The sequence below is a fragment of the Streptomyces sp. SCSIO 75703 genome, assembly GCF_036607905.1.
Lineage (GTDB): Bacteria > Actinomycetota > Actinomycetes > Streptomycetales > Streptomycetaceae > Streptomyces.
On sequence record NZ_CP144555.1, the window covers coordinates 5,425,206 to 5,452,166 of the forward strand.

Genomic DNA, 26,961 nt, shown 5'->3' on the forward strand with positions numbered 1-26,961 from the left:
CGGCCGCCGCAGGGTCAGGGCACGTGGCGCCGGGCCCGCAGCGCGAGGCTGAGCGCCAGTACCGTCTGCGGATCGTCCAGGTCGGTGCCGAGCAGGTCGCCGATGCGGGCCAGCCGGTTGTAGAGCGTCTGCCGGTTGAGGTGGAGTTCGCGGGCGGTCTCCGCCTTGCGGCCCGCGTGCGCCAGGTAGGACTGGAGCGTCGGCAGCAGCGGCGGCCGGGACCGGCGGTCGTGCTCCTGGAGCGGACCGATCGCGCGCTCCACGAACGCGGCCAGGTCCGGGTGGTCGCGCAGCCGCCACAGCAGCAGGTCGATGTCGAGCCGCCGGGCGTCGTACCAGGGCCGGTCGTCCAGCCCCTGGGCCGCGGTCGCCGTCTCCGCCGCGTGCCGCAGCCCGGCCGACGCCGCCGCCCAGCCGCCGGGCACCCCGACGACCACGACCGGCGGCCGCGACTCCGGCCGCCGCATCCCGGCCCGCTCCACGCCCGCCCGCAGCGCCGCCGCCACCCGGTCGGCCACCGTCGCGCGTTCCGCCTCCGCGCGCAGGCCCAGCAGCAGCGGCACCCGCCCCTCCACCGGCCGCACCCCGAGCAGCGCCGGGACGCCGACCGACGCCAGTTCCTCGGTGACCGCCCGGGCCAGCACCGCCCAGCCGCCCCCGGACGGGGAGAGCGGGTCGCCGAGCCGCATCACCACCGGCAGCAGCGGGCCCGAGCCCGGCTTGAAGCCGAGCACCCGCGCCTGCGCCGGGGCGTCCTCGGCGGTGACCCGGCCCTCCGCCAGGTCCGTGAGGAAGTCGCCCCGTCCCCGCGCCGCCAGTTCCTCCTCCTGGCGGGCCTGCATCAGCACCACCGCGAGGATGCCCGCCGTCCGCTCCGCCGCCATCCTGTGCACCGGCTCCAGCGGGGACCGCACCGGAAGCAGCACGAGCCGGGCGCGCACCGACCCGGTGCCCTGCCCGCCGCCGGGCACGTCGACCAGGACCGAGCCCGCCGGGGGCCCCGCCTCCTTGTGCTGGCCGCGCAGCCCCTCCCAGACCTGGAGCGGATCGGCGCCCTCGGGCCCGGCACCGGCGGCGTAGAGGAGCCGTCCGTCGGTGGTCTCCAGGAAGACCGGGTTGTCGGCGAAGGCGGCCAGGATGGTCAGCACCTGCGGCACCCCGCCGCCGCCGAGCAGCGCCTCGGTGCAGCGCCGGTGCACCTCCTCGGCCCGCTGGAGCAGCGCGTAGTGGCCGTTGACGATCTCGGTGTGGATCTCCTCGGTGACGGTCACGAAGGGGACCTCGCGGTGGAGCTGGACCAGCGGCAGCCCGGCCGAGCGGGCGGTGTCGACGAGCGCCGCCGGGAGCCGGGCGAAGCGCGGGCCGAGTTCCACCACGAGCGCCGTGATGTCCCGCTCGGCCAGGGTGCGCACGAAGGCCCGCTGCTCGGCGGGGCGGGTGCCGAGCCCGTAGCCCGTGGTCAGCAGCAGTTCGCCGCCCTTGAGCAGCGAGGCGATGTTCGGCACCTCGCCGGCGTGGACCCAGCGCACGACGCGGTCCAGCCGGTCGGCCCCGGCGAGGATCTCGGGCAGGCCGCCGCGCAGCCCCGGGAGTTCCAGGGCGCGCCGGAGGGTGATCCCCGTGGGCCGGGGTGCGCGGAGGGTGTCCATGTCCGGACGCTACCTCGGAGCCCGCCCCGGCCACACCCACCGGCGGCCGGGGACGCCGGGGCGGGCACGGATGCCCTCCCCCCGGCGTTTCCCCGGGTCAGCCGGCGTAGGCGCCGCTGGCGGTGAGGCGCAGGGCGGTGTCGATCAGCGGGACGTGGCTGAAGGCCTGCGGGAAGTTCCCGACCTGGCGCTGCAGGCGCGGGTCCCACTCCTCGGCGAGCAGGCCGAGGTCGTTGCGGAGGGCGAGCAGCCGCTCGAAGAGCTTGCGGGCCTCGTCGACGCGGCCGATCATCGCCAGGTCGTCGGCCATCCAGAACGAGCAGGCCAGGAAGGCGCCCTCGTCGCCGGGGAGGCCGTCCAGGCCGACGTCCTCGCCGTCCCCGTCGGTCGGGTAGCGCAGGATGAAGCCGTCCGAGGTGGACAGCTCGCGCTGGATCGCCTCGATGGTGCCGATGACGCGCTTGTCGTCCGGCGGCAGGAAGCCCATCTGGGGGATGAGCAGCAGCGAGGCGTCCAGTTCCTTGGAGCCGTAGGACTGGGTGAAGGTGTTGCGCTCCTTGTCGTACCCCTTCTCGCACACGTCCCGGTGGATGTCGTCGCGCAGCCGCTTCCAGCGCTCCAGCGGGCCCTCGGCGTCCCCGGACTCGATGAGCTTGATGGTGCGGTCGACGGCGACCCAGGCCATCACCTTGGAGTGCACGAAGTGGCGGCGCGGGCCGCGCACCTCCCAGATGCCCTCGTCGGGCTCCTGCCAGTGGTCCTCCAGGTAGCGGATCAGCTTGATCTGGAGCACCGAGGCGTAGTCGTTGCGGGCGAGGCCGGTCATGTGGGCCAGGTGGAGGGCCTCGGTGACCTCGCCGTAGACGTCGAGCTGAAGCTGGTGGGCGGCGCCGTTGCCGACCCGGACGGGGACGGAGCCCTCGTAGCCGGGCAGCCAGTCCAGCTCGGCCTCGCCCAGCTCGCGCTCACCGGCGATGCCGTACATGATCTGGAGGTTCTCCGGGTCGCCGGCCACCGCGCGCAGCAGCCACTCGCGCCAGGCGCGGGCCTCCTCGCGGTAGCCGGTGCGCAGCAGCGAGGACAGGGTGATGGCCGCGTCGCGGAGCCAGGTGTAGCGGTAGTCCCAGTTGCGGACGCCGCCGACGTCCTCCGGCAGGGAGGTGGTCGGCGCGGCGACGATGCCGCCGGTGGGGGCGTAGGTGAGGGCCTTGAGCGTGATCAGCGAGCGGATCACGGCCTCCCGGTAGGGGCCGTGGTACGTACAGTGCTCGACCCACTCGCGCCAGAACTCCTCGGTGGCCTCCAGCGACTGCTCCGGCTCGGGCAGCGCGGGCGGCTCCTTGTGCGAGGGCTCCCAGGAGATGGTGAAGGAGAGGCGCTCGCCGGCCGCCACGGTGAAGTCCGCGTAGGTGGTGAGGTCCTTGCCGTAGGTCTCGGCGGACGTGTCGAACCACACGGAGTCGGGGCCGGCGACGGCGACGGTGCGGCCCTCGTGCTTGCGCACCCAGGGCACGATCCGGCCGTAGCTGAAGCGCATCCGCAGCTCCGAGCACATCGGGACCCGGCCGGAGACGCCCTCCACGATCCGGATGAGCTGGGGGGCGCCGTCCCGGGGCGGCATGAAATCGGTCACGCGGACCGTGCCGTCGGGGGTGTCCCACTCGGACTCCAGGATCAGGGAGTCGCCGCGGTACCCGCGCCTGGTCGCGGCCGGTGGTTGCGCGCCGGCGGCGAAGGCGGGGCCCAGCCGCCAGAAGCCGTGCTCCTCGGTGCCCAGCAGGCCGGCGAAGATGGCATGTGAGTCGAAGCGGGGCAGGCACAGCCAGTCGACTGTGCCGTCCCGGCAGACCAGGGCTGCGGTCTGCATGTCTCCGATGAGTGCGTAGTCTTCGATGCGCCCGGCCACGTGCAACTCCAGTCGAACGGCCACGTCACCCCACGAGGGGGCGGTCGCTGGTGCGGTCAAGGGGGTATGTCATGCGTCGTTGAAAGGCGAAGCAAAGCAGTCGTCCGGCCCGAAAGCCAAACGCTGTTGCCCAAACGACAATTGTTGCTCAACGAGCCGACGAGCTCTTGTTGTTCCGGTGGGGACGGGGGCGGGGGGTGGTGCCGTGTCTCCGGCCTGCTCGGCAGCGAACGTCCGAGCAGGATACGACGCACTTAGATGATCTGTGGCCCGGTCTCGGCAACCCGGGTCCACCGAACGAGTGATCGCCGGTTGGACGCCGCGAAGCCCGCGCGGGTCCGTGGCGGCGCATGCGCGGAGCGTACGCGGAGTGAGCCCGGGAGCCGGGCCCTCCGGGCGCTGATACGCTGGTAGCCCGTGGACCGGTGGGAGACAAACCCCGGAACCGCAGCGACGGCGCCGCCGGCGTCACCCGGACGACCGGGCAGGACGTCCACAGCGCACCCCAGACCGCGACCACGGGAGCCCCCTCTTGGCCATGCCGCCCTCTGTTTTCCGGAACAGCACCGCCACGACGACCAAGCACATCTTCGTCACCGGGGGTGTGGCCTCCTCCCTCGGCAAGGGGCTCACGGCCTCCAGCCTGGGCATGCTGCTCAAGGCCCGGGGTCTGCGCGTCGTGATGCAGAAGCTCGACCCGTACCTCAACGTGGACCCGGGCACGATGAACCCCTTCCAGCACGGTGAGGTGTTCGTCACCAACGACGGCGCCGAGACGGACCTGGACATCGGCCACTACGAGCGCTTCCTCGACCGCGACCTCGACGGCTCCGCCAACGTCACCACCGGCCAGGTCTACTCCACCGTGATCGCCAAGGAGCGGCGCGGCGAGTACCTGGGCGACACGGTCCAGGTCATCCCGCACATCACCAACGAGATCAAGCACCGCATCCGCCGCATGGCGACGGACGAGGTGGACGTCGTGATCACCGAGGTCGGCGGCACCGTCGGCGACATCGAGTCGCTGCCCTTCCTGGAGACCGTCCGCCAGGTCCGCCACGAGGTCGGCCGCGACAACGTCTTCGTGGTCCACATCTCCCTGCTGCCCTACATCGGCCCCTCGGGCGAGCTGAAGACCAAGCCCACCCAGCACTCGGTGGCCGCGCTGCGCAACATCGGCATCCAGCCGGACGCGATCGTGCTGCGCTGCGACCGCGAGGTGCCGACCGCGATCAAGCGCAAGATCTCCCTGATGTGCGACGTCGACGAGGACGCCGTGGTGGCCTGCCCCGACGCCCGCTCGATCTACGACATCCCCAAGGTCATCCACACCGAGGGCCTCGACGCCTACGTGGTGCGCAAGCTGGACCTGCCCTTCCGCGACGTGGACTGGCGGACCTGGGACGACCTGCTGGACCGCGTCCACAACCCCGACCACGAGGTCACCCTCGCCCTGGTCGGCAAGTACGTCGACCTGCCCGACGCCTACCTGTCGGTCACCGAGGCGCTGCGCGCCGGCGGTTTCGCCAACCGGGCCCGCGTGAAGATCAAGTGGGTCACCTCGGACGACTGCAAGACCCCGGCCGGTGCCGAGGCCCAGCTCGGCGATGTCGACGCGGTCTGCATCCCGGGCGGTTTCGGCGACCGCGGCGTGCTCGGCAAGGTCGGCGCGATCCGCTACGCCCGCGAGAACCGGATCCCGCTGCTCGGGCTCTGCCTGGGCCTGCAGTGCATCGTGGTCGAGGCCGCGCGCAACCTGGCCGGCATCCAGGACGCCAACTCCACCGAGTTCGACCCGGCCACCGCCCACCCCGTGGTCTCCACCATGGCCGAGCAACTGGACATCGTGGCCGGTGAGGGCGACCTGGGCGGCACGATGCGGCTCGGCATGTATCCGGCCAAGCTGGCCGAGGGCTCGATCGTGCGCGAGGTCCACGACGGCAAGGAGTACGTCGAGGAGCGCCACCGCCACCGCTACGAGGTGAACAACGCCTACCGCGCGGAGCTGGAGAAGAAGGCGGGCATCGTCTTCTCGGGCACCTCCCCGGACGGCAAGCTCGTCGAGTACGTCGAGTACCCCCGCGACGTCCACCCCTACCTGGTCGCCACGCAGGCCCACCCGGAGCTGCGTTCGCGCCCGACCCGCCCGCACCCGCTCTTCGCCGGGCTGGTCAAGGCCGCCGTCGAGCGGAAGACGGCGAAGTAGCACGACGGTTGTACGGTGGCCGGGGCGCGCGTCCGGAAGACGTGCGGCCCGGCCTCTTCGCGCACGCCGGCACGGCTGGAAGGACAGGGCATGACCATCGAGGACACTCCCGAGGAGTGGGAGATCCGGGCGACGACGACCCCCTTCGAGGGCGCCAAGACCTCCGTGCGCACGGACCGGGTGGTCATGCCCGACGGTTCCGAGGCCACCCGCGACTACCAGGTCCACCCCGGTTCGGTGGCCGTGCTCGCCCTCGACGGGGAGGGCCGGGTGCTGGTCGTGCGGCAGTACCGCCACCCCGTGCGCGCGCGGCTGTGGGAGATCCCGGCCGGCCTGCTCGACGTGCCCGGCGAGAACCCGCTGCACGCCGCCCGGCGCGAGCTGTACGAGGAGGCGCACGTCGAGGCGGGGGACTGGCGGGTCCTCACCGACGTGTACACCACCCCCGGCGGCTGCGACGAGGCCGTGCGGATCTTCCTCGCCCGCGACCTGCGGGAGGCCGGGGGCGAGCGGTTCGCGGTCGAGCACGAGGAGGCCGACATGGAGGTGGCCCGGGTGCCCGTCGCGGACCTCGTCCGGGGCGTCCTCGCGGGCGACCTGCACAACAACTGCCTCGTCGTGGGCGTGCTCGCGCTGGTCGCCGCCGAGTCGGGCGAGGGGCTGGACGCGCTGCGCCCGGCGCTCGCGCCCTGGCCGGCGCGTCCCTTCGTGGCCTGAACCCGACGGTCCGCCGGGCGGACGCCTCCCGCCCGTTCACCACGTCCTGCGGTGTGACCATATGTTGATCCGATCGAGGGATGTGGCCGTCGCGCTCCGCCCGGGAGGTGGCGGAGCGTGAACTAGGCTCGGGAAACGCCCGAACCGGAGTTCCGGCGGGCGCCGGCGTGCGGTGGGATCGGGAGTGCCCGTGACGGATCAGGCGGTGGACACGGACGGCGTGCGGCTGGCGGACGACACGCTGGACAAGCGTCGATTCCTCGGCCGGGTCAGGGAGTTGAAGGAGCTGCGCGCCGACATCGAGCGCGCCGGACTCGACACCCTCTCCGGCCGCAAGGCCCCCCGCGCGCGCGTGCTGCTCGTCGCGGGCCGGCCCGGCTCGGGACGCTCCGCGCTCGCCGACGAACTCGTCGCCCGGGTCGCCGCCCGCTACCCCGACGGTGTGCTGCGCGCCCGGCTCGGCGAACCGGACGGCACGCGCGTACCCGTCGCCCGGCTCGCCCGCGACCTGCTCACCGAACTGGACCTGCCCGCCCCGCCCGGCGCCGGGGAGGACGACCTCACCGAGGAACTGCGCACCGCCCTCGCCGGCCGCAAGGCCCTGCTCCTGCTCGACGACGCGGCCGACGCCGAGCAGGTGGACGCGCTCCTGCCGGACACCCCCGACTGCCTGGTCGTCGCCGTGGCCGAGGGACCCCTGACCGGTATCGCCGACGTCCGCCCCTGCACCCTCGGGGGACTGGACACCCCGTCGGCGGTGGAACTGCTCTCCCGGCACACCGGCTCGGTCCGCGTCACCGTCGACCCCCGGGCCGCCGAGCACCTGGTCGAGATCTGCCAGGCCCAGCCCGCCGCGCTGACCCTGGCCGGCGGCTGGCTCGCCGCCCGTCCGCAGGCCACCGTCGCCGACCTCGCCCAGCAGCTCCAGGCCGAGGACGCCGCCGCGGACCCCCTCGCCCGCGTCTTCCGCCTCGTGCACACCTCCCTGCCCGCCCCCGCCGCCCGGCTGCTGCGCCTGCTCTCGCTGGCCCCGGCCGGGCTGGTCGACCCGCACACCGCGTCCGCCCTGGCCGGCTGCTCGGTCACCGTCGCCCGCACCACCCTGGACGACTTCGTCACCCTCGGCCTGCTGCGCGCGGCCGGCTCCCCGCTGCCCCAGTACGAGGTCCCCGGCTGCCTGCACCCCCTGCTGCGGGCCTGCGCCGACGACCAGGAGCGGCCCGCCGAACTCCAGCTCGCCCGCGCGCGCATGCTGGAACGGACGGTGCGGCTGCTCCAGTCCTGCCGGACCATCACCGAGACCGACTGCCCGCAGGCCCGCGAACGGCTCCTCGGCACGCCCCGCGCCCTGCGCTTCCCCGGGCCGCGTGCCGCCGCCGACTGGCTGCGCGCCCGCCGGCCCGCCCTGCTGGCCGCCGCCCGGCTCGCCGTCGCCGACGGGGAGCTGGACACCCTCGCCCGCCGGCTGATGTCCCAGTTGGTGCGGGCGATGGTCGCCCACTTCGGCACCCAGGCCGCCGCCCCCGACCTCTACGGCATCCACCGCCTCGTCCTCGACGTGGCCGAGCGGCAGCACCTGCCCCGCGAGAAGGCGGCGGCCCTGCTGAACCTCGCCGACCTGGACGCCCGCACCGGCCGCACCGCCGAGGCCCTGGTGCGCTACCGGGCCGCGCTGGACGCCGGACGCGAGGCGGAGGACCCGTACGCGGTGGCGCGGGCGATGGAGTCGGTGGGCGGCGCCCACCTGGAGCTGGGGGACTACGACCGGGCCGCCGACTGGTTCGGCCGGGCCCTGGCCCAGCGGCTGGCCCGCGACGAGGGCGCCGATGCCGCCCGCCTCTACGGCCGGACCGCCACCGCCCACACCTACGCCGGCCGCTACGGCGAGGCGCTGCGCAACTGGCGCGCGGCGGTCGCCGGGCACCGCAGGGCGGGCGACGTCCCCGCGCACGCGCGGGCGCTGAGCGAACTGGCCCGGGTCCAGGAGTACGCGGGCCGCCCCGAGGAGTCGCTGCGCACCTGCCAGGAGGCCGTCGAGTGGGCCCGCCGGGCCGGGGACGCCCGCTTGCAGGCGGCGCTGCACCTCAGGCTCGCCGACACCCTGGACCGGCTCGGGGACCCCGCCGCGGCGGGGCTGCACCGCGCCACCGCCGAGCGCATGCTGAGGGAAGACGCATTGGATTCCTGCGAATCTATCGGTCTTCCGAGTAAAAATTGATGCTTTGAAAGGCTCGATCGTGGGAACGCCTTCATTAGACTGGTTCTGTCGCTTCCTGTTCGGCGGCGTTCCGGGCGTGCCCGTTCCTGAACGGGTATGGCCTTGATCATCCCATTCCCTGAGCCAAGGACCGTGATCCCCGTGAAGGTCGGCATTCCCCGCGAGGTCAAGAACAACGAGTTCCGGGTGGCCATCACCCCTGCCGGAGTCCACGAACTGGCACGCCGTGGTCACGAGGTCGTCGTCGAGCGCGAGGCGGGCGTCGGCTCCTCCATCCCGGACGCGGAGTACCTCGCGGCCGGCGCGCGGATACTCGACACCCCCGACGAGGTGTGGGCCGCCGACCTGGTGCTGAAGGTCAAGGAACCCGTCCCCGGGGAGTACCGCCACCTGCGCCGGGGCCAGACCCTCTTCACCTACCTCCACCTCGCCGCCTCCCGCGAGTGCACGGACGCGCTGCTGGCCGCCGGCACCACCGCCATCGCCTACGAGACGGTCGAACTGGCCCGCCGCACGCTGCCGTTGCTCGCCCCGATGTCCGAGGTCGCGGGCCGGCTCGCCCCGCAGGTCGGCGCCTACCAGCTGCTGCGCGCCAACGGCGGGCGCGGCGTGCTCCCCGGCGGGGTGCCCGGGGTGCGCGCCGGCCGCGCCGTGGTCGTCGGCGCGGGGGTCTCCGGCTGGAACGCGGCGACGGTCGCCATCGGGCTCGGTTTCCACGTGACCCTGCTCGACACCGACATCGACAAGCTCAGGGAGGCCGACCGGATCTTCGGCCCGGCCGTCCAGACCGTCGTCTCCAACGCCTTCGAGCTGGAGAGGGCGTGCCTGGAGGCCGACCTCGTGATCGGCGCCGTGCTCATCCCGGGGGCCAAGGCGCCCACGCTGGTCACCAACGAACTGGTGTCCCGTATGAAGCCCGGAAGTGTCCTTGTCGACATCGCCATCGACCAGGGCGGCTGCTTCGAGGACTCCCGGCCGACCACGCACGCCGAACCGACCTTCCGCGTCCACGAGTCGGTCTTCTACTGCGTCGCCAACATGCCCGGCGCGGTGCCGAACACCTCCACCTACGCGCTCACCAACGCCACGCTGCCCTACCTCGTGCAACTCGCCGACCTCGGCTGGGCCGAGGCGACGCGCCGCGACCCGGCGCTCGCCAAGGGCCTCAACGTCCACGCCGGCAAGGTGGTTCATCCGCAGGTTGCGCAGGCCCACGGCCTGGAGTGCGCCGACCCGGACACGCTCCCGGTCTGAGCCCCGGGCCGCCGGTTCCCGGCGCCGTGTCCCCAAGTCACCCGGTGACCAAGGCGATACGTCAACCACGCGCGTCAACCTCGTTCACCCGGCCGGACCTTGTCGACAAGGTCCGGCCGGGTGTGTGTATGGTCACTTTGCGGTTCTCGGTCAACTCGCCTCGAAGGTCACCCTTCGTACCTTTCGCCTCCCGGTGAAACCTGCGGTGCGACGGCCGTACGCCCTTGACAGGGGGATGTTTCATTGCCGACACATCCGGCCGGGTCCGGCGGATTGTGTTGCTGCGGACGGCCGACACGCCATAGAGTCGCCAACCGTCGGCATGGTGCCACGCTGACCTGTCTAGAAGTTCCCTGGTCCCCAAGGAGGTAAGACGACTTGTGAATGAGTCGACATTTACTCCCGGGGGTGGTCAACCAGGAATGTCCGTACGGTCCCACGGCCCCGGGCGTCTGGAGGCTGTCGGCTCCGTCGCTGTACGCACCTTCGCAGCCCACCAGAGCCCGCAGGCACCTCAGACAGCACACCAGAGCATGGATGGCCAACACGTGAACGCCATGGCCGGCAACGGAAGTGGCACGCCCCGCAACCACTTCGCCGATTACGACGAACTGCCCGAAGGTCACTTCTACGACCCGGACGCGGAGTACGAGCCCGACCCCGAGTACGCGGCCACGCTGGCGCCCGACGCGGCCCGCCAGCGCCGTGAGCGCATCGGCCCGACCGGACGTCCGCTGCCCTACTTCCCGATCCCGGGCCCGCTGCCCGACCACGGCCCGGCGAAGATCATCGCGATGTGCAACCAGAAGGGCGGCGTCGGCAAGACCACGTCGACCATCAACCTGGGCGCCGCGCTGGCCGAGTACGGCCGCCGGGTGCTGCTCGTCGACTTCGACCCGCAGGGCGCCCTCTCGGTCGGCCTCGGCGTCAACCCCATGGAACTCGACCTCACCGTCTACAACCTGCTCATGGAGCGGGGCATGGCGGCCGACGAGGTGCTGCTGAAGACCGCGGTCCCCAACATGGACCTGCTGCCCAGCAACATCGACCTGTCGGCGGCCGAGGTGCAGCTCGTCAGCGAGGTCGCCCGCGAGTCCACGCTCCAGCGCGCGCTGAAGCCGCTGCTGGACGACTACGACTACATCGTCATCGACTGCCAGCCCTCGCTCGGCCTGCTCACGGTCAACGCCCTGACCGCCGCGCACAAGGTGATCGTGCCGCTGGAGTGCGAGTTCTTCGCGCTGCGCGGCGTGGCCCTGCTCACCGAGACCATCGAGAAGGTCCAGGAGCGGCTCAACCCCGACCTGGAGCTCGACGGCATCCTCGCCACCATGTACGACTCGCGCACCGTGCACAGCCGCGAGGTGCTCGCGCGGGTCGTCGAGGCGTTCGACGACCACGTCTACCACACGGTCATCGGCCGCACGGTCCGCTTCCCGGAGACCACGGTCGCCGGTGAGCCGATCACCACCTACGCGTCCAACTCCGTCGGTGCCGCCGCCTACCGCCAGCTCGCCAGGGAGGTGCTCGCCCGGTGTCACGCCGAGTGAGTCTGCCCGGTGCCGACGAACTCTTCCGCACGACAGGGGGAACGGCGCTCCAGGCGTCCACCCCGCGACGGCCGGCCGGCGGCGACGCCCGGGTACCCGGGCCGGCCGGGGAGAGCGACCCGTCGGCCGCCGAGGACGCACCCCAGTCGGTGCCCGCCCAGGCCGGGGACGGCGAGGGCACGGAACACGCCGCGGCCGACGCGGAACCGGACGCGGCCGGCGAGTCGCGCAGCCGCACCGGCGAGCGCCCCGCCCGGCGGTCGGTCCCCGGACCGGCGATGCAGGAAGGTTCTCCCGCCGCGCCCCGCAAGCGCACCCGCCCGGCCGCCCGCCGGCCGAGCGGCCGGGAACGGCACGACGAGAAGATCACCGTCTACGTCTCCGCCGAGGAGCTGATGGACCTGGAGCACGCCCGCCTGGTGCTCCGGGGCGAGCACGGGCTGGCCGTCGACCGCGGCCGGATCGTCCGCGAGGCCGTCGCCGTGGTCCTCGCCGACCTGGAGACCCGCGGGGACGCCAGCATCCTCGTACGCCGGCTGCGCGGGCGGTAGCGGTAGCCTGCGGAGGCCATGACCTCGAACGACGCTCACCGCCCCGGGGCCCCGGCCCGCCGCCGACGCGCCCTGGGCGGGGGCCCCGGGGGCCCGCCCCCGCCCGCCCCCGCGGGCACGGAACCGGGACGGGCGGGGCCGGCCGGGGCCCCGGAGGAGGCGCCCGGCGCACCCGAGGCGCCCGAGCCCGGACCGCGCGAGGCACCCGGGCTCCCCGGGGCGCACCCGGCGGCCACCGGTGCGCCGGACCGGACCGGGCCCGAGGGCCCGGCAGGGTCACCCGGGGCCGGGGACGGCGAGGCGGGCTTCACCGTCCGGCTGGACAACTTCGAGGGCCCCTTCGACCTGCTGCTCCAGCTCATCGCCAAGCACAAGATGGACGTCACCGAGGTCGCCCTCTCCCAGGTGACCGACGAGTTCATGGCGTACATCCGGGCGAGGGGGCCGGACCGGGACCTCGACGAGACGACCGAGTTCCTGGTCGTCGCGGCCACCCTGCTCGACCTCAAGGCGGCCCGGCTGCTGCCCGCCGCCGAGGTCGAGGACGAGGCCGACCTCGCGCTGCTGGAGGCCCGTGACCTGCTCTTCGCCCGGCTGCTCCAGTACCGCGCGTACAAGCGGATCGCGGAGATCTTCGGGGAGCGCCTGGACGCCGAGTCCCGGCGCCACCCGCGCACCGTCGGGCTGGAGCCGCACCACGCCGAGCTGCTGCCCGAGGTGGTCATCGGCCTCGGCGCGGAGGGCTTCGCGCGGCTCGCGGTCCGGGCGATGCGGCCGAGGCCCGAGCCGCGGGTCCACGTCGACCACCTCCACACGCCGCTGGTGAGCGTGCGGGAGCAGGCCGGGGTCGTGGTCGCGCGGCTGCGGGAGCTGGGCGAGGCCGGGTTCCGGGAACTGGTGGCGGACGCGGGGGACACCCTGACCGTCGTGGCGCGCTTCCTGGCGCTGCTGGAGCTGTACCGGGAGAAGGCGGTCGAACTGGAGCAGGAGAGCGCCCTCGGCGAGCTGCGGGTGCGCTGGACCGGCGGGCCCGGGGACGCCGGACCGGCGGTGACCGACGAGTTCGACCGGCCGGCGGGGGAACGGGCGGCGGCGCGGGAGCCGCGGCCGGTCTAGGGCCGCCGCGGCGGCGGGACGACAGGAGACCACGGGAAGCCGCGGTGCGGCCGAGGAAGGCCGTGGGAAGGCCGAGGGCCGTGGGAAGACCACGGGAGAGGAGACGGCATGGCGGGAGCGACGGACCGGGCGACGGCAGGGGCGGCCGGGGAGCCGGAGCGACGGCGCCCGGCCCCGCCGGGCACGGCGGGCGGCCCCGACGACGCGGACGCCGTCGCCGCGCTGGACCTCAGGCCCGCCCTCGAGGCCGTCCTCATGGTCGCCGACGAACCCGCCACCGAGGAGCACCTCGCCAGGGTCCTGCGCCGGCCCCGGCGGGACATCGCCCGCGCCCTGCGCGAACTGGCCGCCGAGTACACCGCCCAGGGGCGCGGTTTCGAGCTGCGGGCCGTCGCCGGCGGCTGGCGCTACTCCACCCGGCCCGCGTACGCCCCGGCCGTCGAGGGCTTCGCCCTGGACGGCCGGCACGCCCGCCTCACCCAGGCCGCGCTGGAGACCCTCGCCGTGGTCGCCTACCGCCAGCCGGTCGGCCGCGCCCGGGTCTCCGCCGTGCGCGGCGTGAACTGCGACGGCGTGATGCGCACCCTCCTCCAGCGGGGCCTGGTGGCCGAGGCGGGCACGGAACCCGAAACAGGTGCGATCCTGTACGTGACGACGAACCACTTCCTGGAGCGGATGGGCCTGCGCGGCCTGGACGAACTTCCGGACCTCGCGCCCTTCCTCCCGGAGGCGGACGCGATCGAGGCCGAGACTCAGGAGGGCGTTCCGTCGTTCGACCCGGACGCGCCCGACGCGGACGACGCTCCCACGGCGAGCACGACCCATACGACGAACACGACGACGACGGAACTGTGATGCGAAGCAGCGGCAAGAGCGGCGGGCGCGGGAACTACCGCGGCGCCGGCAACAACAGGGACCAGAAGCAGGGGCAGGGCCGTCCCCGCAAGCCCCGCCCGGAGGAGCGCCGCTACGAGGACGGCCCCGACGCCTCCCCCCGCGGCTCCGCACCGGGGCGCGGCCCCACGGCCCGCGGCGGTGCCAAGGGCGGCCCGCGCAAGCCCCAGGAGCGCGGGCGCTCGGCCCCGGCCCGCTCCCGCGAGTACGAGACGCGGACCGAGGAGCGCAACCGCGAGCGGTACGCCGGCAAGAAGGAGGTCAGGCTTCCCAAGACCTTCCCGGGCGCCGAGCAGGAGGGCGAGCGGCTGCAGAAGGTGCTGGCCCGCGCCGGGTACGGATCGCGGCGGGCCTGCGAGGAACTGATCGAACAGGCCCGGGTCGAGGTCAACGGCGAGATCGTCCTCGAACAGGGCCGCCGCGTCGACCCGGAGAAGGACGAGGTCAAGGTCGACGGCCTGACCGTGGCGACCCAGTCGTACCAGTTCTTCTCGCTCAACAAGCCGGCCGGCGTCGTCTCCACCATGGAGGACCCGGAGGGCCGCCAGTGCCTCGGCGACTACGTCACCAACCGGGAGACCCGCCTCTTCCACGTCGGCCGGCTCGACACCGAGACCGAGGGCGTCATCCTGCTCACCAACCACGGTGAGCTGGCCCACCGGCTGACCCACCCGCGCTACGGGGTGCAGAAGACCTACCTCGCGCACATCGTCGGCCCGATCCCGCGCGACCTGGGCAAGCGCCTCAAGGACGGCATCCAGCTCGACGACGGGTACGCGCGCGCCGACCACTTCCGCGTGGTCGAGCAGACCGGGCGGAACTACCTGGTCGAGGTGACCCTCCACGAGGGCCGCAAGCACATCGTGCGGCGCATGCTCGCCGAGGCGGGTTTCCCCGTCGACCGGCTGGTGCGCACCGCCTTCGGCCCGATCACGCTGGGCGACCAGAAGTCCGGCTGGCTGCGCCGGCTCTCCAACACGGAGGTCGGGATGCTGATGCGGGAGGTCGAGCTCTAAGCGCTTGCCGCGACCGGCCACCCCCGTTTATAGTCGCCCTGACTATTAAGGGGGTGGCCGTCCTGCACGGCTACGACAAACACGCCTACGAGCCCTTCGCCGTCACCGTCGACCTCGCCGTGCTCACGCTCCGCGCGGGCGCGCTGCACGTCCTGCTGATCCGGCGGGGGCAGGAGCCCTGGGCCGGCCGCTGGGCGCTGCCCGGCGGCTTCCTGCGGCCCGAGGAGTCCGCCGAGGAGGCCGCCCGGCGCGAACTGGCCGAGGAGACCGGCCTGGCGGACGTGAGCGGGCTCCACCTGGAGCAGGTGCGCACCTACAGCGAACCCGGCCGCGACCCCCGGATGCGGGTCGTCTCCGTCGCCTTCGCCGCCCTGCTGCCCGACCCGCCCGAGCCCCGCGCCGGCACCGACGCCGCCGAGGCCCGCTGGACGCCGTACGCGCGGGCGACGGGACTCGCCTTCGACCACGACCGCATCCTGGCCGACGCCCGCGACCGCGTCGGCGCCCGGCTGGAGTCCACCTGCCTGGCCACCGCCTTCTGCCCGCCCGAGTTCACCCTCGGCGAGCTGCAGCAGGTCTACGAGAGCGTCTGGGGCACCGTGCTGGACCGGCCCAACTTCCGCCGCAAGGTCCTCGCCACCCCCGGCTTCGTCGAACCGGTCCCCGGCGGTGCCCGCCTCACCGGCGGACGCGGCAAACCGGCCGCCCTCTACCGGGCGGGCCCCGCCACCGCCCTCCACCCGCCGCTGCCGCGCGCCCCCAGGGAAGGACGCCCCGCATGACCAGGACCGCCGCCAAGCGCGCCGCCACCGGAGCCCTCACCGGACTCGCCCTCGGGGACGCGCTCGGCTTCCCCACCGAGTTCAAGGACGTCCCCTCGATCCTCGCCGCGCACGGCCCCTGGCGGGAGAGGGACCTGCCCCGGCCGGCGTTCGTCACCGACGACACCCAGATGACCCTCGCCCTCGGCCGCGCCCTGCGCACGGCGACGGAGCGGGGCCCGCTCGGCCCCGGGCGGCTGGAGCGTCCGCTGCGCGAGGAGTTCACCGACTGGTACCGGTCGCCCGAGAACAACCGCGCCCCGGGCCACACCTGCCTGCGGGCCTGCCACCTCCTGGAGAGCCCGGACCGCCCCTGGCAGGACGCCTCCCAGCTCCACTCCAAGGGCTGCGGCGCCAACATGCGCGTCGCCCCGGTCGGCCTCGTCCCCGGGCTGAACGACGAGGAACGCTCGGGCGCCGCCCAACTGCAGGCCGCCCTCACCCACGGCCACCCCACCGCGCTGGCCGCCTCCGACCTCACCGCGCACGCCGTCCGCCTGCTCGCCGAGGGCGCCGAGCCCACCGGACTGGTCGGACTGCTCCGCTCCCACGCCCTGGAGAACCGCACCCTCTACCACGAGCGCTGGCTCGGCGACCTGTGGACCCGCTCAGAGGACCCCGGCCCCGGACACTTCGTCACCCGCGGCTGGGACGAGTGCCTGGCCATGCTCGACCGGCTGCAAGCCGCGGTGCGCACCGTCTCGCCCGAGACCGACCCCTGCCTCGCCGTCGGCGAGGGCTGGATCGCCGAGGAGGCGCTGGCCGCCGGGCTGCTCTGCTTCCTGCTCTTCCCCGACGAGCCGCTGACCGCCCTGCGCCGGGCCGCCTGCACGGCCGGCGACTCCGACTCCATCGCCTGCCTCGCCGGCGCCTTCGCGGGCGCCCACCTCGGCGCCGACGCCTGGCCCGCCAGCTGGACCGACCACATCGAGCACCGCGGGGAACTGCTCGCCCTCGGCGCCCTCTGGGACGCCTGAGATCCGGGGCGCAAGCCGGGAGCGTACGTGGGCACCCCGGGCCGGGCCGACCGGATGTCCCGGCACCCCGCCACCGCGGTCCGCTCCCCGGGGCGGGGCGGGCGTCTCAGGGAGCGGGCGACCGGGCCGGTGCGCGACGGGCTGACTAGGCTGGACGGGCCAGGAGCCGATACGCACGTCAGCAAGGAGCATCGCCGTGGCGGTACGAGCGGTCCGGGGCGCCGTCCAACTCGAACGGGACGACGCAGACCACATGGGCGAGCAGGTCACGGCCCTGCTCACCGCCGTCCTGGAACGCAACGGGCTCACCGCCGACGACCTGATCAGCATCTGGTTCACGGCCACCCCCGACCTGCACAGCGACTTCCCGGCCGCCGCCGCGCGGGGCCTCGGCATCGTCGACGTCCCGCTGATCTGCGCCCAGGAACTCGACGTCGAGGGAGCCATGCCCCGGGTCGTACGGATCCTCGCCCACATCGAGTCCGACCGGCCCCGCGCCGAGATCGCCCACGTCTACCTCGGCGCCGCCGCGGCCCTGCGCAAGGACATCGCCCAGTGAGAAGCGCCCTCGTCATCGGCACCGGCCTGATCGGCACCTCCGCCGCCCTCGCCCTGACCCGGCGCGGCGTCACCGTGCACCTCGCCGACCGGGACCCCGAGCAGGCCCGTACCGCCGCCGCGCTCGGCGCCGGCACCGACGAGGCCCCCGACGGCCCCGTCGACCTCGCCATCGTCGCCGCCCCGCCCGCCCTCGTGCCCGACGTGCTCGCCGACGCCCTGCGCCGCGGCGCCGCACGCGCCTACCTGGACGTGGCCAGCGTCAAGGGCGGCCCCCGGCGCGCGCTGGAGGCCCACGGCCTCGACCTGACCGCCTACCTCGGCACCCACCCCATGTCCGGCCGGGAGAAGTCCGGACCGCTGGCCGCCACCGCCGACCTCTTCGAGGGCCGCCCCTGGGTGCTCACCCCCACCCGGGACACCGACACCGAGGTGCTGAACCTCGCCCTGGAGCTGGTCTCCCACTGCCGGGCCGTGCCGGTCGTCATGGACGCCGACGCCCACGACCGCGCCGTCGCCCTCGTCTCCCACATGCCCCACCTGGTCTCCAGCATGGTCGCCGCCCGCCTGGAGCACGCCGACGAGTCCGCCGTGCGGCTGTGCGGCCAGGGCATCCGGGACGTGACCCGGATCGCCGCCTCCGACCCCCGTATGTGGATCGACATCCTCTCCGCCAACCCGGGGCCCGTCGCCGACCTGCTCGGGGACGTCGCCGCCGACCTGGAGGAGACGGTGCGGGCCCTGCGCGCCCTGCAGTCCGCCGACGACGACAAGCGCCGCGAGGGCGGCGCCGGGATCGAGGCCGTCCTGCGGCGCGGCAACGCCGGGCAGGTCCGGGTGCCGGGCAAGCACGGCTCGGCCCCGCGCTCCTACGAGACCGTGGTCGTCCTCATCGACGACCAGCCCGGCCAGCTCGCGCGCATCTTCGCCGACGCCGGGCGGGCCGGGGTCAACATCGAGGACGTACGCATCGAGCACGCCTCCGGGCAGCAGGCCGGACTGGTCCAGCTCATGGTCGAACCGAAGGCCGCCGTGGTGCTGACGGCGGCCCTGCGCGAACGGGGCTGGGCCATCCGCCAGTGACCGGCCCGTCCGGGGCCGGCCGCGCGCGCCCCGGCGGTGGCGGCCCGGGGCCGTCCGCGGTGCCGCACCGGGCCGGTCCGGGGGCCCGCGCGGAGCAAGTAACCTTGTCCGGGGCGCCCCCTCGCCCCCCACCCCACCCACCGCACCGCACCAGGAAGGTGTCCCCTCGTGGAAAACGGCGCCGCCCCGACCGAGCCGGCCGTGATTGTCGCCATCGACGGCCCCTCCGGCACGGGCAAGTCGAGCACGTCGAAGGCCGTCGCGGCGCAGCTCGGCCTGAGCTACCTGGACACCGGCGCCCAGTACCGGGCCATCACCTGGTGGATGGTGAGCAACGGCATCGACACCGACGACCCGCACGCCGTCGCCGCCGCCTCCGGCAAGCCCGACATCCTCTCCGGCACCGACCCGGCCGGCCCGACCATCACCGTCGACGGCGTCGACGTGGCCGGCCCGATCCGCACCCAGGAGGTCACCTCCAGGGTCAGCGCGGTCAGCGCCGTCCCGGAGGTGCGCACCCGCATCACCGAGCTGCAGCGCGCCATCGCCGCCGGCGCCGAGCGGGGCATCGTCGTCGAGGGCCGCGACATCGGCACCACCGTGCTGCCCGACGCCGACCTCAAGATCTTCCTCACCGCCTCGGCGGAGGCCCGCGCCGCCCGCCGCAACGGCGAGCTGAAGGGCGCCGACGTGCACGCCACCCGCGAGGCCCTGATCAAGCGGGACGCCGCCGACTCCACCCGCGCGACCTCCCCGCTGGCCAAGGCGGACGACGCCGTCGAGGTGGACACCACCGACCTCACCCTCACGCAGGTCATCGAGTGCGTCGTCACCCTCGTCGAGGAGAAGCGGGCGGGGAAGTGACCGCTGCCACCGTGGCGTCCGAGCGGGGCGCCGAGGTCGGACGGCGCATCGGCGTCGGCCTCATGTACGGACTGTGGAGACCGCGGGTCCTCGGCGCCTGGCGGGTGCCCGCGAGCGGCCCCCTGATCTTCGCCGTGAACCACTCGCACAACATCGACGGCCCCATGGTCATGGGGGTCGCGCCCCGGCCGACGCACTTCCTCATCAAGAGGGAGGCGTTCGTCGGCCCGCTCGGCACCTTCCTGACCGGCATCGGCCAGGTCGAGGTCGACCGCCACTCCACCGACCGCACGGCGATAGCCCGCGCCCTCGGGGTGCTGGACGCCGGCGGCGTGCTCGGCATCTTCCCCGAGGGCACCCGCGGCGACGGCGACTTCGCCTCGCTGCGCGCCGGACTGGCCTACTTCGCCGTGCGCAGCGGCGCCCCGATCGTGCCGGTCGCCGTCCTGGGAAGTTCCGGGCGGTCCGGCCGGTTGATAAAGGGGCTGCCTCCCCTGCGCTCCCGGGTCGACGTCGTCTTCGGCGACCCTTTCGAGGCGGGCGACGGCAGCGGACGGCGGACCCGCAAGGCGCTGGACGAGGCGACCGAGCGCATCCGCGAGCGGCTCACCGCGCATCTGGACCACGCCGGACGGCTCACCGGCCGCACGGCGGCACCCGAGTAGTGGCGCACCCGGAACCGGGTGCCCACCGATCACCACGATGAACGAGGTACGGACTTCATGAACGACCACATCCACTCCGAGGTCTCGGGCGAGGAGCACGACCACGGGGCGCTTGGCGACGCCGAATACGCGGCGTTCATGGAGCTCGCCGCGGAGGAGGGCTTCGACGTCGAGGACGTCGAGGGCGCGATCGAGGCGGCCGGGCACGGGCCGCTGCCCGTCCTCGCCGTCGTCGGCCGGCCCAACGTCGGCAAGTCGACCCTGGTCAACCGGATCATCGGCCGCCGCGAGGCGGTCGTCGAGGACCGGCCCGGCGTCACCCGCGACCGCGTCACCTACGAGGCCGAGTGGGCCGGCCGCCGCTTCAAGGTCGTCGACACCGGCGGCTGGGAGCAGGACGTCCTCGGCATCGACGCCTCCGTCGCCGCGCAGGCCGAGTACGCGATCGAGGCGTCCGACGCGGTCGTCTTCGTCGTCGACGCCAAGGTCGGCGCCACCGACACCGACGAGGCCGTCGTACGGCTGCTGCGCAAGGCGGGCAAGCCGGTCGTGCTCTGCGCCAACAAGGTCGACGGACCCAGCGGCGAGGCCGACGCGTCCTACCTGTGGTCCCTGGGCCTGGGCGAGCCGCACCCCGTCTCCGCCCTGCACGGCCGCGGCACCGGCGACATGCTGGACCAGGTCCTGGAGGCGCTGCCCGAGGCGCCCGAGCAGACCTTCGGGACCGCCGTCGGCGGCCCGCGCCGCATCGCCCTGATCGGCCGTCCCAACGTCGGCAAGTCCTCGCTGCTGAACAAGGTGGCCGGCGAGGAGCGCGTCGTGGTCGACGCGCTGGCCGGCACCACCCGCGACCCGGTCGACGAGCGGATCGAGCTGGGCGGCAAGACCTGGACCTTCGTCGACACGGCCGGCATCCGCAAGCGGGTCCACCTCCAGCAGGGCGCCGACTACTACGCCTCGCTGCGCACCGCCGCCGCCGTGGAGAAGGCGGAGGTCGCCGTCGTCCTCATCGACGCCTCCGAGTCCATCTCGGTGCAGGACCAGCGGATCGTCACCATGGCCGTCGAGGCGGGCCGCGCGCTGGTCCTCGCGTACAACAAGTGGGACACCCTCGACGAGGAGCGCCGCTACTACCTGGAGCGGGAGATCGAGACCGAGCTGGGCCAGGTGGACTGGGCGCCGCGGGTCAACATCTCGGCGCAGACCGGGCGGCACATGGAGAAGCTGGTCCCGGCGATCGAGACCGCCCTCGCCGGCTGGGAGACCCGGGTGCCGACCGGGCGGCTCAACGCCTTCCTCGGCGAGCTGGTGGCCGCCCACCCGCACCCCGTGCGGGGCGGCAAGCAGCCGCGCATCCTCTTCGGCACGCAGGCGGGCACCCGGCCGCCGCGGTTCGTGCTCTTCGCCTCGGGCTTCATCGAGGCCGGCTACCGGCGGTTCATCGAGCGCCGGCTGCGCGAGGAGTTCGGCTTCGAGGGCACCCCGATCCACATCTCGGTGCGGGTGCGCGAGAAGCGCGGCGCGAAGAAGAAGTAGCCCGAGCACGTGAGAGGGGCGGTCCCGTCGGGGACCGCCCCTCTCACGTGCGGCGCCTTCTCACAGACCTCGGCGCGGGGCCGGCGGCAGTGCGGCCTGCGCGGGGCGCAGCGGCCCGGCGCCCGGCGGGACGAGGGGGCCGACGCGCTGCCACGGCGACGGCTGGCCGATCCGCGCGCTCTGGGCGCCCGCGCTGTAGGCGCTGTATCCGCCCCGGCCGCGGAAGAGGTTCCCGAATCCGGTGAAGCCCAGCTCCTCCTCGCCGCTGCGGTCGCCCGGCAGCGAGCGGAAGGTCTTGACGTACTCGGCGTAGAGCGCGTCGTAGATCGGCGTGGCCGAGGGGCCACCGTATCGGCGGAAGGAGTCGTATGCGTGCACGTATGTCCAAACGACCCCGGGCCGGAAGGGATGCGGGCGGCGGGAGCCCCGCCGGCGGCGGGAGCGGGGAAACGCCGTCCCGCCCGCGCCGCCGGCGGGCTCAGGTACCGGCGAGCGGCAGGGCGGCGGCGACCAGCCGGCCGTTGGCGGCGGCCTTGTCCAGTGCGTCCCGCAGCAGGTCCTCGCGGGGCTGACGGCCGATCGAACCGACCGGCGCGGCGAACATCAGCACCTGCTGGTGCTTGTTGGCGGCGGTGCGCCAGCCGTCGGTGACCTGGAGCGGCTGGTGCGCCTGCCACCAGGCCACCGGACGGCCGCCGGTGCCGCCGGGCTGGAGGACGGCGTGGAGCTGGCCCATGGCCAGCAGCACCGACCAGCCGTGCAGCACGGACGGCGCGGTGGACAGCTCGGTGACGGGCAGGAAGCCCTGCTCGATGAGGAGCGGCAGGAAGTCGTCCCCGGTCCCGGTGGTGCCCGGTCGCACGATCGGCGCGGTCGGCTCGACGACCAGCGCGGGGTGCAGCTCCCCGGCGATCAGGACCAGTCCGCTGGTCACGCCGAGGACCGCCTGTTCGGGCGCGGGCGCGGAGGGCTGCTCCGGAGCGGCCGGCGCGGGCTCCTGCGGGACGGCGCCGGAGCTGATGGACCTGACGGCGCCCTGGAGCTGCTCCTCGGTGACCTTGACGACCTGCGAGGGCAGGCAGCCGGAGTGGGCGAAGGCGAGGACGGCGGTCTCGTCGCCGATGAAGAGGACGGTGCTGGTCCGCTCCTGCTCGCAGTCGCCCGGGGTCCGGCAGGACGTGCAGTCGTAAGTGCCCGGGGCATGGCCCCCGGCGAGCAGGCGGTCGGCTTCTTCGTCGCCGATCTCGGCGCGTACCTCGTCGCTGACGTCGAGCATGCGCGGCACGGGTGGCTCCTCGGGATGCGGTGCGTGACCGGGCCGGGTGGCTCCCGGTCCGTGGTCCGGGGTGGTTCCCGGCTCATGCTGAAGACAACGGGCGATCCGTGGCGGGGGTCACGCTCCGGGGCGAACGGAATCGAATCATCCGAAGAGTCCGCCCGCCCGGTGGCCGGAAAACTCCGTTCCGCGTCAAGTTCTCCGTCACGCAAGGGGGTTGCCCGGGGGCGGGGAGGCATCTCCCCTGGGGCGCCCTCGGTCGACATATCGGGAAAGCCGTGGCCGGGGCGGCGCGGGACGATGACGGGAAACCGCCGTCGCGGGGGAGGGGACCGTGCGCGCCGGGAGGGCGCGAGGGCCGTTACCGGCGGTGTCCGGCCCTCCGCCGGCCGCGCCCCGGTGCCCTCCGTTCCCCGACCGTGACCAGTTCGCAACCGGACGGGGACAACCAGGAGCCCGGGTTCCCGGTCTCAACGGACGACGAGAGGACCGAGGAGGCACCGCACCGCATGACGCCGCAGGCTCCGTCGGCCGCTCCGTTGCGGGCCGACTGCATCGCCGACTCCGCGGGCGGACTGACCTTCGACGTCGCCGCGCGCGGCGAGTCCGCCACGGCCCACCTCGTGCTGCGCCGCCGCGACGCGGACGACGAGGTCGGACTGCCCCTCGCCCCCGCCGCCGAGGGGCGGCTGCGCGCCGCGCTGCCCAGCAGCGTCCTGCTGCCCGAGGGCCGCTGGGACGCCTACGCCCGCGTGTCCGACGGCGAGCCGCTGCGCCTGGTGCCCGGCGTCACCGACCTGCGCTCCCTGACCGAGCGCACCCCGAGCGGACTCCTCGGCCACGTCGCCGTGCGCATCCCGTACGCCACCCGGCAGGGCAACCTCACCGTCCGGAGCTGGCTGCGCGCCCCGCACGCCGAGGCGGGCGAGCCGCACCTCGCGCAGGAGGGGCTGACCCTGCGGGGACGCGTGTACGGCACCCGCCTGGACGCCGGCGCCCACGCCGAGCTGCGGCCCCGCCCCGGCTCGGGGGCGCGGGGCGTACTGCGGGCCGCGCTGGAGGGCGAGGGGGCGGAGTTCCGTCTCGCCGTCGACTACACCGCCCTGGAGCCCGGCGTCTGGGACCTGTGGCTGCGCCCCGCCGGCCCGGAGGGCCCCGCCGTGCGCGTCGCCCGGCTCCTGGACGACATCGCCGACAAACAGCCGGTGGTCACCTACCCCACGGCCCGGGTGCGCACCCCGGGCGGCCTCGTGGCGGCGGGGCCGTACTTCACCCGGGACAACGACCTCTCCCTGGAGGTCACCGCCCTGCCGGACTGACCTCCGCGCCCGGTGTCCGAGGCCCTCGGCACACTGGACGCATGCTCGCCACCTCGGCACGGCTGCTGCGCCTGCTCTCCCTGCTCCAGGCCCACCGCGAGTGGTCCGGCACCGCTCTCGCCCACCGTCTCGGCGTCTCCCCGCGCACCGTCCGCCGGGACGTGGACCGGCTGCGCGAGCTGGGCTACCCGGTCGGCTCCGCCCCCGGCACCGGCGGCGGCTACCGGCTCGGGGCCGGCGCCGCACTGCCGCCGCTGCTGCTGGACGACGAGGAGGCCGTCGCGGTCGCCGTCGGCCTGCGCACCGCCGCCGGACAGGGCATCGAGGGCATCGACGAGACCTGCGTACGGGCCCTCGCCAAGCTGGAGCAGGTGCTGCCGGACCGGCTGCGCCGCCGGGTCGGCGCCCTGAACGCGGTCACCGTGCCGATGCTGCGCGCCCCCGGGGACCGCGCCGTGGACCCGGCCGTCCTCACCGAACTGGCGCGGCTGTGCCGGGACGGGGAGCGGCTGCGCTGCTCCTACCGCGGCCACGACGGCACCGTCGGCCGCCGCACCGTCGAGCCGTACCGGCTGGTGTGCACCGAGCGCCTCTGGTACCTGGTCGCCTTCGACGTGGACCGGGCGGACTGGCGCACCTTCCGGGTGGACCGGCTCACGCCGACGCCGCCGCACGGGCCGCGCTTCACCCCGCGTGAGCCGCCCGCCGAGGACCTCGCCGCGTACGTCTCCGAGGGCGTCTCCACCCGCGTCTACGCCACCCACGCGCTGGTGCGCCTGCCGATGCCGCTCGCGCGGGCCGCCGAGCGGATCTCCCCGGCCGTCGGGGTGCTCACGGCGGACGGCCCGGACCACTGCCTGCTGCGCACCGGTGCCGCCGACCCGGACGTCATGGTGCTGCACCTGATGACGCTGGGGGTGGAGTTCGAGGTGCTGGAGCCGCCCGGCCTGACCGACGCGATCCGGTCGGCCCGGGACCGGCTGGCGCGTTCCCTCGCCCGCTCCGGGACCGCCGCGGCCGGCGCGGAGGCAGGGTGATCGAACGATGTATTTCCTGTGGCGACATCTGATCTCCCGTGTTCGTTCCGTTCCGCGGGAAAGGGGAATGGCGAGATCACCGAGGTTCCCTCGACGTCCCTTTCCGGCCGCCTATTCGCGGGTCTGCCGACGCGGCGGGGAATTCCGTCCGGCCGACGGCTAAAGGGGCACGGAACCGTCCGTCCGTGTGACGGAGTTCCACCAAAACGCATGTCGTCGAGCTGTGACAGAAATGTGACCGGAGGGGCATCCGGGACCCCGTTACCCGGCCGGGCTTCCCCGGCCGCGGAGCGGGGCATAGCGTGGCGGCATGGCATCGATTCCGACACCCCCCGAGGAACCCCGGGACAGCACCGACGCCTACGTCGGCCTCGAATCCGGCGCGGCCGAACGGCTCGCGCGGCAGCGGGGCTGGTCCACGGTGCGGTCGCTGGCGCCCGGCACGATGATCACCATGGAGTACCGCGTGGGCCGGATCAACTTCGAGGTCGAGGCCGGCCGCGTGACCCGCGCCTGGAAGGGCTGACGCCGGCCCGGCGGACGGTGACCGCGCGCGACGGCGGCCCCGGCCCTCCGAGGGGAGGACCAGGGCCGCCGCCCCACGCGAGGGTCCCTCCCGACGAGCGGGGCGTGGCGCGGGGGAGCGGTGGTGCGTACCGGGCCCCTAGCGTGCCGCCCCGTCTCGGGCCGCTCAGCCGCCCGAGATGGGGCGGGCGGCCGGTGCGGTGCTGCGCGGGGCGCGGTCGGCGTGCGGCGGGCGCCGGCTCCCGGCCGGCGTGACCGGCGTCCGGTCCGCGCGGACCGAGTGCGGGCCCGGGGCCAGGTACGCCGGCGCGCGGGTGCGCGGAGCGGCCACCGGCTCCCGTGCCGGCGGCTCCTCGCGCCCGGGCACCGGCGTGATCAGCACCGGCGTGGTGGCCGGGCGCCGGGCCCGCGCCCTGCGGCCCCTGCGGTCCCGCAGCCGGTCCCGCAGGCGGTCGCGGCGGCCGAGCAGCCAGGTCTCCGCGCGGGCGATCAGCGGCTCGAACCACGGCAGCGCCAGCAGGATCAGCAGCCCCGCCGCCCAGCCCAGCAGCACATCGCTGAGCCAGTGCGTCCCGAGGTAGACGGTGGACATCCCGACGCCCAGCGAGGTGACCGCGGACAGCGCCGACAGCCAGCGCCTCGCGCGCGGCGTGGACGCCAGATAGGCCAGGATGCCCCAGGTCACGACGGCGTTCGCGGTGTGACCGCTCGGAAATATATCGCCGCCGAGCCACATCTCGTTGGCGCCGATCGTGGTCGCGTAGTGCGGGCCCAGCCGGCCCATCCCGATCTTGGCGGCACCCACGGTGACGTTGAGCAGCAGCAGGGAGACGCCGAGCGCCAGCAGCGGACGCAGGGTGTGCTGCCGCCAGGAGCGCCAGCCCAGCCAGGCCGCGACCATCACGGCGGTGGGGCCGCGCTGGCCCAGCACGACGTAGTAGTCGACGAACGCGTGGATGTCCGGCCACTGCTGGTAGGGCCGGAAGAACATGACCTGCCAGTCGAGCCGGACCAGCCAGGAAGTGATGAGCACCGCCCAGACGATCGCCACGTAGAACGCGAGGGTCCCGGCGAACAGCGCGATCCTGTGCCGGCTCATCTCCGGCACAACCAGGTGGGCCGGCCGTTCCGGCTCCCGGTCGAGTCTCGTGAACACCCGGTCCAGACGGGCGAGGTTCCGTTCGGTACGCACCCAATCGACGTTACAGCGAGTGAGGAGTGAA

Annotated in this window: 24 protein-coding genes; 19 read left to right on the forward strand and 5 right to left on the reverse strand. The window is 74.2% G+C overall.

Annotated elements, in window-relative coordinates:
• Positions 1-14 precede the first annotated feature (14 nt).
• Both VM636_RS23875 and VM636_RS23880 read right to left on the reverse strand, forming a co-directional pair.
• Positions 15-1,649 (reverse strand): PucR family transcriptional regulator, encoded by a 1,635-nt coding sequence (locus VM636_RS23875; RefSeq protein WP_338485637.1) that lies wholly within the window; start codon positions 1,647-1,649, stop codon positions 15-17.
• A gap of 97 nt (positions 1,650-1,746) precedes the next feature.
• Entirely contained in the window at positions 1,747-3,555 is a 1,809-nt protein-coding gene (locus VM636_RS23880) for a glycoside hydrolase family 15 protein (RefSeq protein WP_030417969.1), read from the reverse strand.
• Between the two features lie 538 nt (positions 3,556-4,093).
• Here VM636_RS23880 and VM636_RS23885 point away from each other — a divergent pair.
• From VM636_RS23885 to der, 16 genes are all read left to right on the forward strand, one after another.
• Positions 4,094-5,761, forward strand: coding sequence for a CTP synthase (locus VM636_RS23885; RefSeq protein ID WP_030417970.1), 1,668 nt, complete (start codon positions 4,094-4,096; stop codon positions 5,759-5,761).
• 90 nt (positions 5,762-5,851) lie between these two features.
• Positions 5,852-6,478: an NUDIX hydrolase gene (locus VM636_RS23890; protein ID WP_030417971.1), complete on the forward strand. Its 627-nt coding sequence runs from the start codon at positions 5,852-5,854 to the stop codon at positions 6,476-6,478.
• Between the two features lie 190 nt (positions 6,479-6,668).
• Positions 6,669-8,696, forward strand: coding sequence for a tetratricopeptide repeat protein (locus VM636_RS23895; protein ID WP_338485640.1), 2,028 nt, complete (start codon positions 6,669-6,671; stop codon positions 8,694-8,696).
• A gap of 132 nt (positions 8,697-8,828) precedes the next feature.
• A complete protein-coding gene (ald, locus tag VM636_RS23900; RefSeq protein ID WP_030417973.1) occupies positions 8,829-9,950 on the forward strand; it encodes an alanine dehydrogenase in 1,122 nt (373 codons plus the stop codon).
• Positions 9,951-10,372: 422 nt separating this feature from the next.
• Entirely contained in the window at positions 10,373-11,500 is a 1,128-nt protein-coding gene (locus tag VM636_RS23905) for a ParA family protein (RefSeq protein ID WP_078855651.1), read from the forward strand.
• A complete protein-coding gene (locus tag VM636_RS23910) occupies positions 11,485-12,051 on the forward strand; it encodes a hypothetical protein (protein ID WP_234312494.1) in 567 nt (188 codons plus the stop codon). Before VM636_RS23905 ends, VM636_RS23910 begins: the two co-directional genes overlap by 16 nt.
• 18 nt (positions 12,052-12,069) lie before the next feature.
• On the forward strand, positions 12,070-13,167 hold the full coding sequence (locus tag VM636_RS23915; protein ID WP_338485643.1) for a segregation/condensation protein A: 1,098 nt from the start codon (positions 12,070-12,072) through the stop codon (positions 13,165-13,167).
• Between the two features lie 108 nt (positions 13,168-13,275).
• Entirely contained in the window at positions 13,276-14,022 is a 747-nt protein-coding gene (gene scpB, locus VM636_RS23920) for an SMC-Scp complex subunit ScpB (protein WP_078855652.1), read from the forward strand.
• Positions 14,022-15,077 (forward strand): pseudouridine synthase, encoded by a 1,056-nt coding sequence (locus VM636_RS23925; protein WP_030417978.1) that lies wholly within the window; start codon positions 14,022-14,024, stop codon positions 15,075-15,077. The genes scpB and VM636_RS23925 overlap by 1 nt, the downstream gene beginning before the upstream one ends.
• A 62-nt stretch (positions 15,078-15,139) precedes the next feature.
• A complete protein-coding gene (locus tag VM636_RS23930; RefSeq protein WP_053913579.1) occupies positions 15,140-15,859 on the forward strand; it encodes an NUDIX domain-containing protein in 720 nt (239 codons plus the stop codon).
• Complete coding sequence (locus VM636_RS23935; RefSeq protein WP_030417980.1) at positions 15,856-16,875, forward strand: ADP-ribosylglycohydrolase family protein; 1,020 nt, start codon at positions 15,856-15,858, stop codon at positions 16,873-16,875. The genes VM636_RS23930 and VM636_RS23935 overlap by 4 nt, the downstream gene beginning before the upstream one ends.
• Before the next feature lie 196 nt (positions 16,876-17,071).
• On the forward strand, positions 17,072-17,434 hold the full coding sequence (aroH, locus tag VM636_RS23940; RefSeq protein WP_030417981.1) for a chorismate mutase: 363 nt from the start codon (positions 17,072-17,074) through the stop codon (positions 17,432-17,434).
• The gene (locus VM636_RS23945) at positions 17,431-18,516 is read left to right on the forward strand and encodes a prephenate dehydrogenase (RefSeq protein WP_030417982.1); all 1,086 of its coding nucleotides are present in this window, start codon (positions 17,431-17,433) and stop codon (positions 18,514-18,516) included. The genes aroH and VM636_RS23945 overlap by 4 nt, the downstream gene beginning before the upstream one ends.
• A 168-nt stretch (positions 18,517-18,684) precedes the next feature.
• A complete protein-coding gene (cmk, locus tag VM636_RS23950) occupies positions 18,685-19,380 on the forward strand; it encodes a (d)CMP kinase (protein ID WP_030417983.1) in 696 nt (231 codons plus the stop codon).
• Positions 19,377-20,045, forward strand: a complete 669-nt coding sequence (locus tag VM636_RS23955; protein WP_030417984.1) for a lysophospholipid acyltransferase family protein — start codon at positions 19,377-19,379, stop codon at positions 20,043-20,045. The genes cmk and VM636_RS23955 overlap by 4 nt, the downstream gene beginning before the upstream one ends.
• Positions 20,046-20,102: 57 nt before the next feature.
• Positions 20,103-21,581, forward strand: a complete 1,479-nt coding sequence (gene der / locus VM636_RS23960) for a ribosome biogenesis GTPase Der (RefSeq protein ID WP_030417985.1) — start codon at positions 20,103-20,105, stop codon at positions 21,579-21,581.
• A 60-nt stretch (positions 21,582-21,641) separates the two neighbouring features.
• Here the strand turns inward: der and VM636_RS23965 are convergent, their stop codons facing one another.
• Complete coding sequence (locus tag VM636_RS23965; RefSeq protein ID WP_030417986.1) at positions 21,642-21,959, reverse strand: hypothetical protein; 318 nt, start codon at positions 21,957-21,959, stop codon at positions 21,642-21,644.
• A 100-nt stretch (positions 21,960-22,059) separates the two neighbouring features.
• On the reverse strand, positions 22,060-22,866 hold the full coding sequence (locus tag VM636_RS23970) for a hypothetical protein (RefSeq protein ID WP_053913563.1): 807 nt from the start codon (positions 22,864-22,866) through the stop codon (positions 22,060-22,062).
• Between the two features lie 500 nt (positions 22,867-23,366).
• Between VM636_RS23970 and VM636_RS23975 the strand changes: the two genes are divergently transcribed.
• From VM636_RS23975 to VM636_RS23985, 3 genes are all read left to right on the forward strand, one after another.
• Positions 23,367-24,176 carry a hypothetical protein gene (locus VM636_RS23975; RefSeq protein ID WP_030417988.1) on the forward strand — a complete coding sequence of 270 codons (810 nt, stop codon included), beginning with the start codon at positions 23,367-23,369 and terminating at the stop codon, positions 24,174-24,176.
• A gap of 41 nt (positions 24,177-24,217) precedes the next feature.
• Positions 24,218-25,213, forward strand: a complete 996-nt coding sequence (locus tag VM636_RS23980) for a YafY family protein (RefSeq protein WP_053913562.1) — start codon at positions 24,218-24,220, stop codon at positions 25,211-25,213.
• Between the two features lie 310 nt (positions 25,214-25,523).
• Complete coding sequence (locus VM636_RS23985; RefSeq protein WP_030417990.1) at positions 25,524-25,739, forward strand: I78 family peptidase inhibitor; 216 nt, start codon at positions 25,524-25,526, stop codon at positions 25,737-25,739.
• Between the two features lie 165 nt (positions 25,740-25,904).
• Here VM636_RS23985 and VM636_RS23990 read toward each other — a convergent pair whose 3' ends face one another.
• Positions 25,905-26,930, reverse strand: coding sequence for a phosphatase PAP2 family protein (locus tag VM636_RS23990; RefSeq protein WP_338485652.1), 1,026 nt, complete (start codon positions 26,928-26,930; stop codon positions 25,905-25,907).
• Positions 26,931-26,961: the final 31 nt, after the last annotated feature.

What these genes read in the sequence shown, in the direction of transcription:
- scpB (WP_078855652.1), top strand. Translation starts at nt 13,276, where the DNA reads ATGGCGGGAGCGACGGACCGGGCGACGGCAGGGGCGGCCGGGGAGCCG.
- VM636_RS23905 (WP_078855651.1), top strand. Translation starts at nt 10,373, where the DNA reads ATGTCCGTACGGTCCCACGGCCCCGGGCGTCTGGAGGCTGTCGGCTCC.
- VM636_RS23925 (WP_030417978.1), top strand. Translation starts at nt 14,022, where the DNA reads ATGCGAAGCAGCGGCAAGAGCGGCGGGCGCGGGAACTACCGCGGCGCC.
- VM636_RS23985 (WP_030417990.1), top strand. Translation starts at nt 25,524, where the DNA reads ATGGCATCGATTCCGACACCCCCCGAGGAACCCCGGGACAGCACCGAC.
- VM636_RS23890 (WP_030417971.1), top strand. Translation starts at nt 5,852, where the DNA reads ATGACCATCGAGGACACTCCCGAGGAGTGGGAGATCCGGGCGACGACG.
- VM636_RS23915 (WP_338485643.1), top strand. Translation starts at nt 12,070, where the DNA reads ATGACCTCGAACGACGCTCACCGCCCCGGGGCCCCGGCCCGCCGCCGA.
- VM636_RS23935 (WP_030417980.1), top strand. Translation starts at nt 15,856, where the DNA reads ATGACCAGGACCGCCGCCAAGCGCGCCGCCACCGGAGCCCTCACCGGA.
- VM636_RS23975 (WP_030417988.1), top strand. Translation starts at nt 23,367, where the DNA reads ATGACGCCGCAGGCTCCGTCGGCCGCTCCGTTGCGGGCCGACTGCATC.
- VM636_RS23885 (WP_030417970.1), top strand. Translation starts at nt 4,094, where the DNA reads ATGCCGCCCTCTGTTTTCCGGAACAGCACCGCCACGACGACCAAGCAC.
- VM636_RS23980 (WP_053913562.1), top strand. Translation starts at nt 24,218, where the DNA reads ATGCTCGCCACCTCGGCACGGCTGCTGCGCCTGCTCTCCCTGCTCCAG.
- der (WP_030417985.1), top strand. Translation starts at nt 20,103, where the DNA reads ATGAACGACCACATCCACTCCGAGGTCTCGGGCGAGGAGCACGACCAC.
- VM636_RS23875 (WP_338485637.1), bottom strand. Translation starts at nt 1,649, where the DNA reads ATGGACACCCTCCGCGCACCCCGGCCCACGGGGATCACCCTCCGGCGC.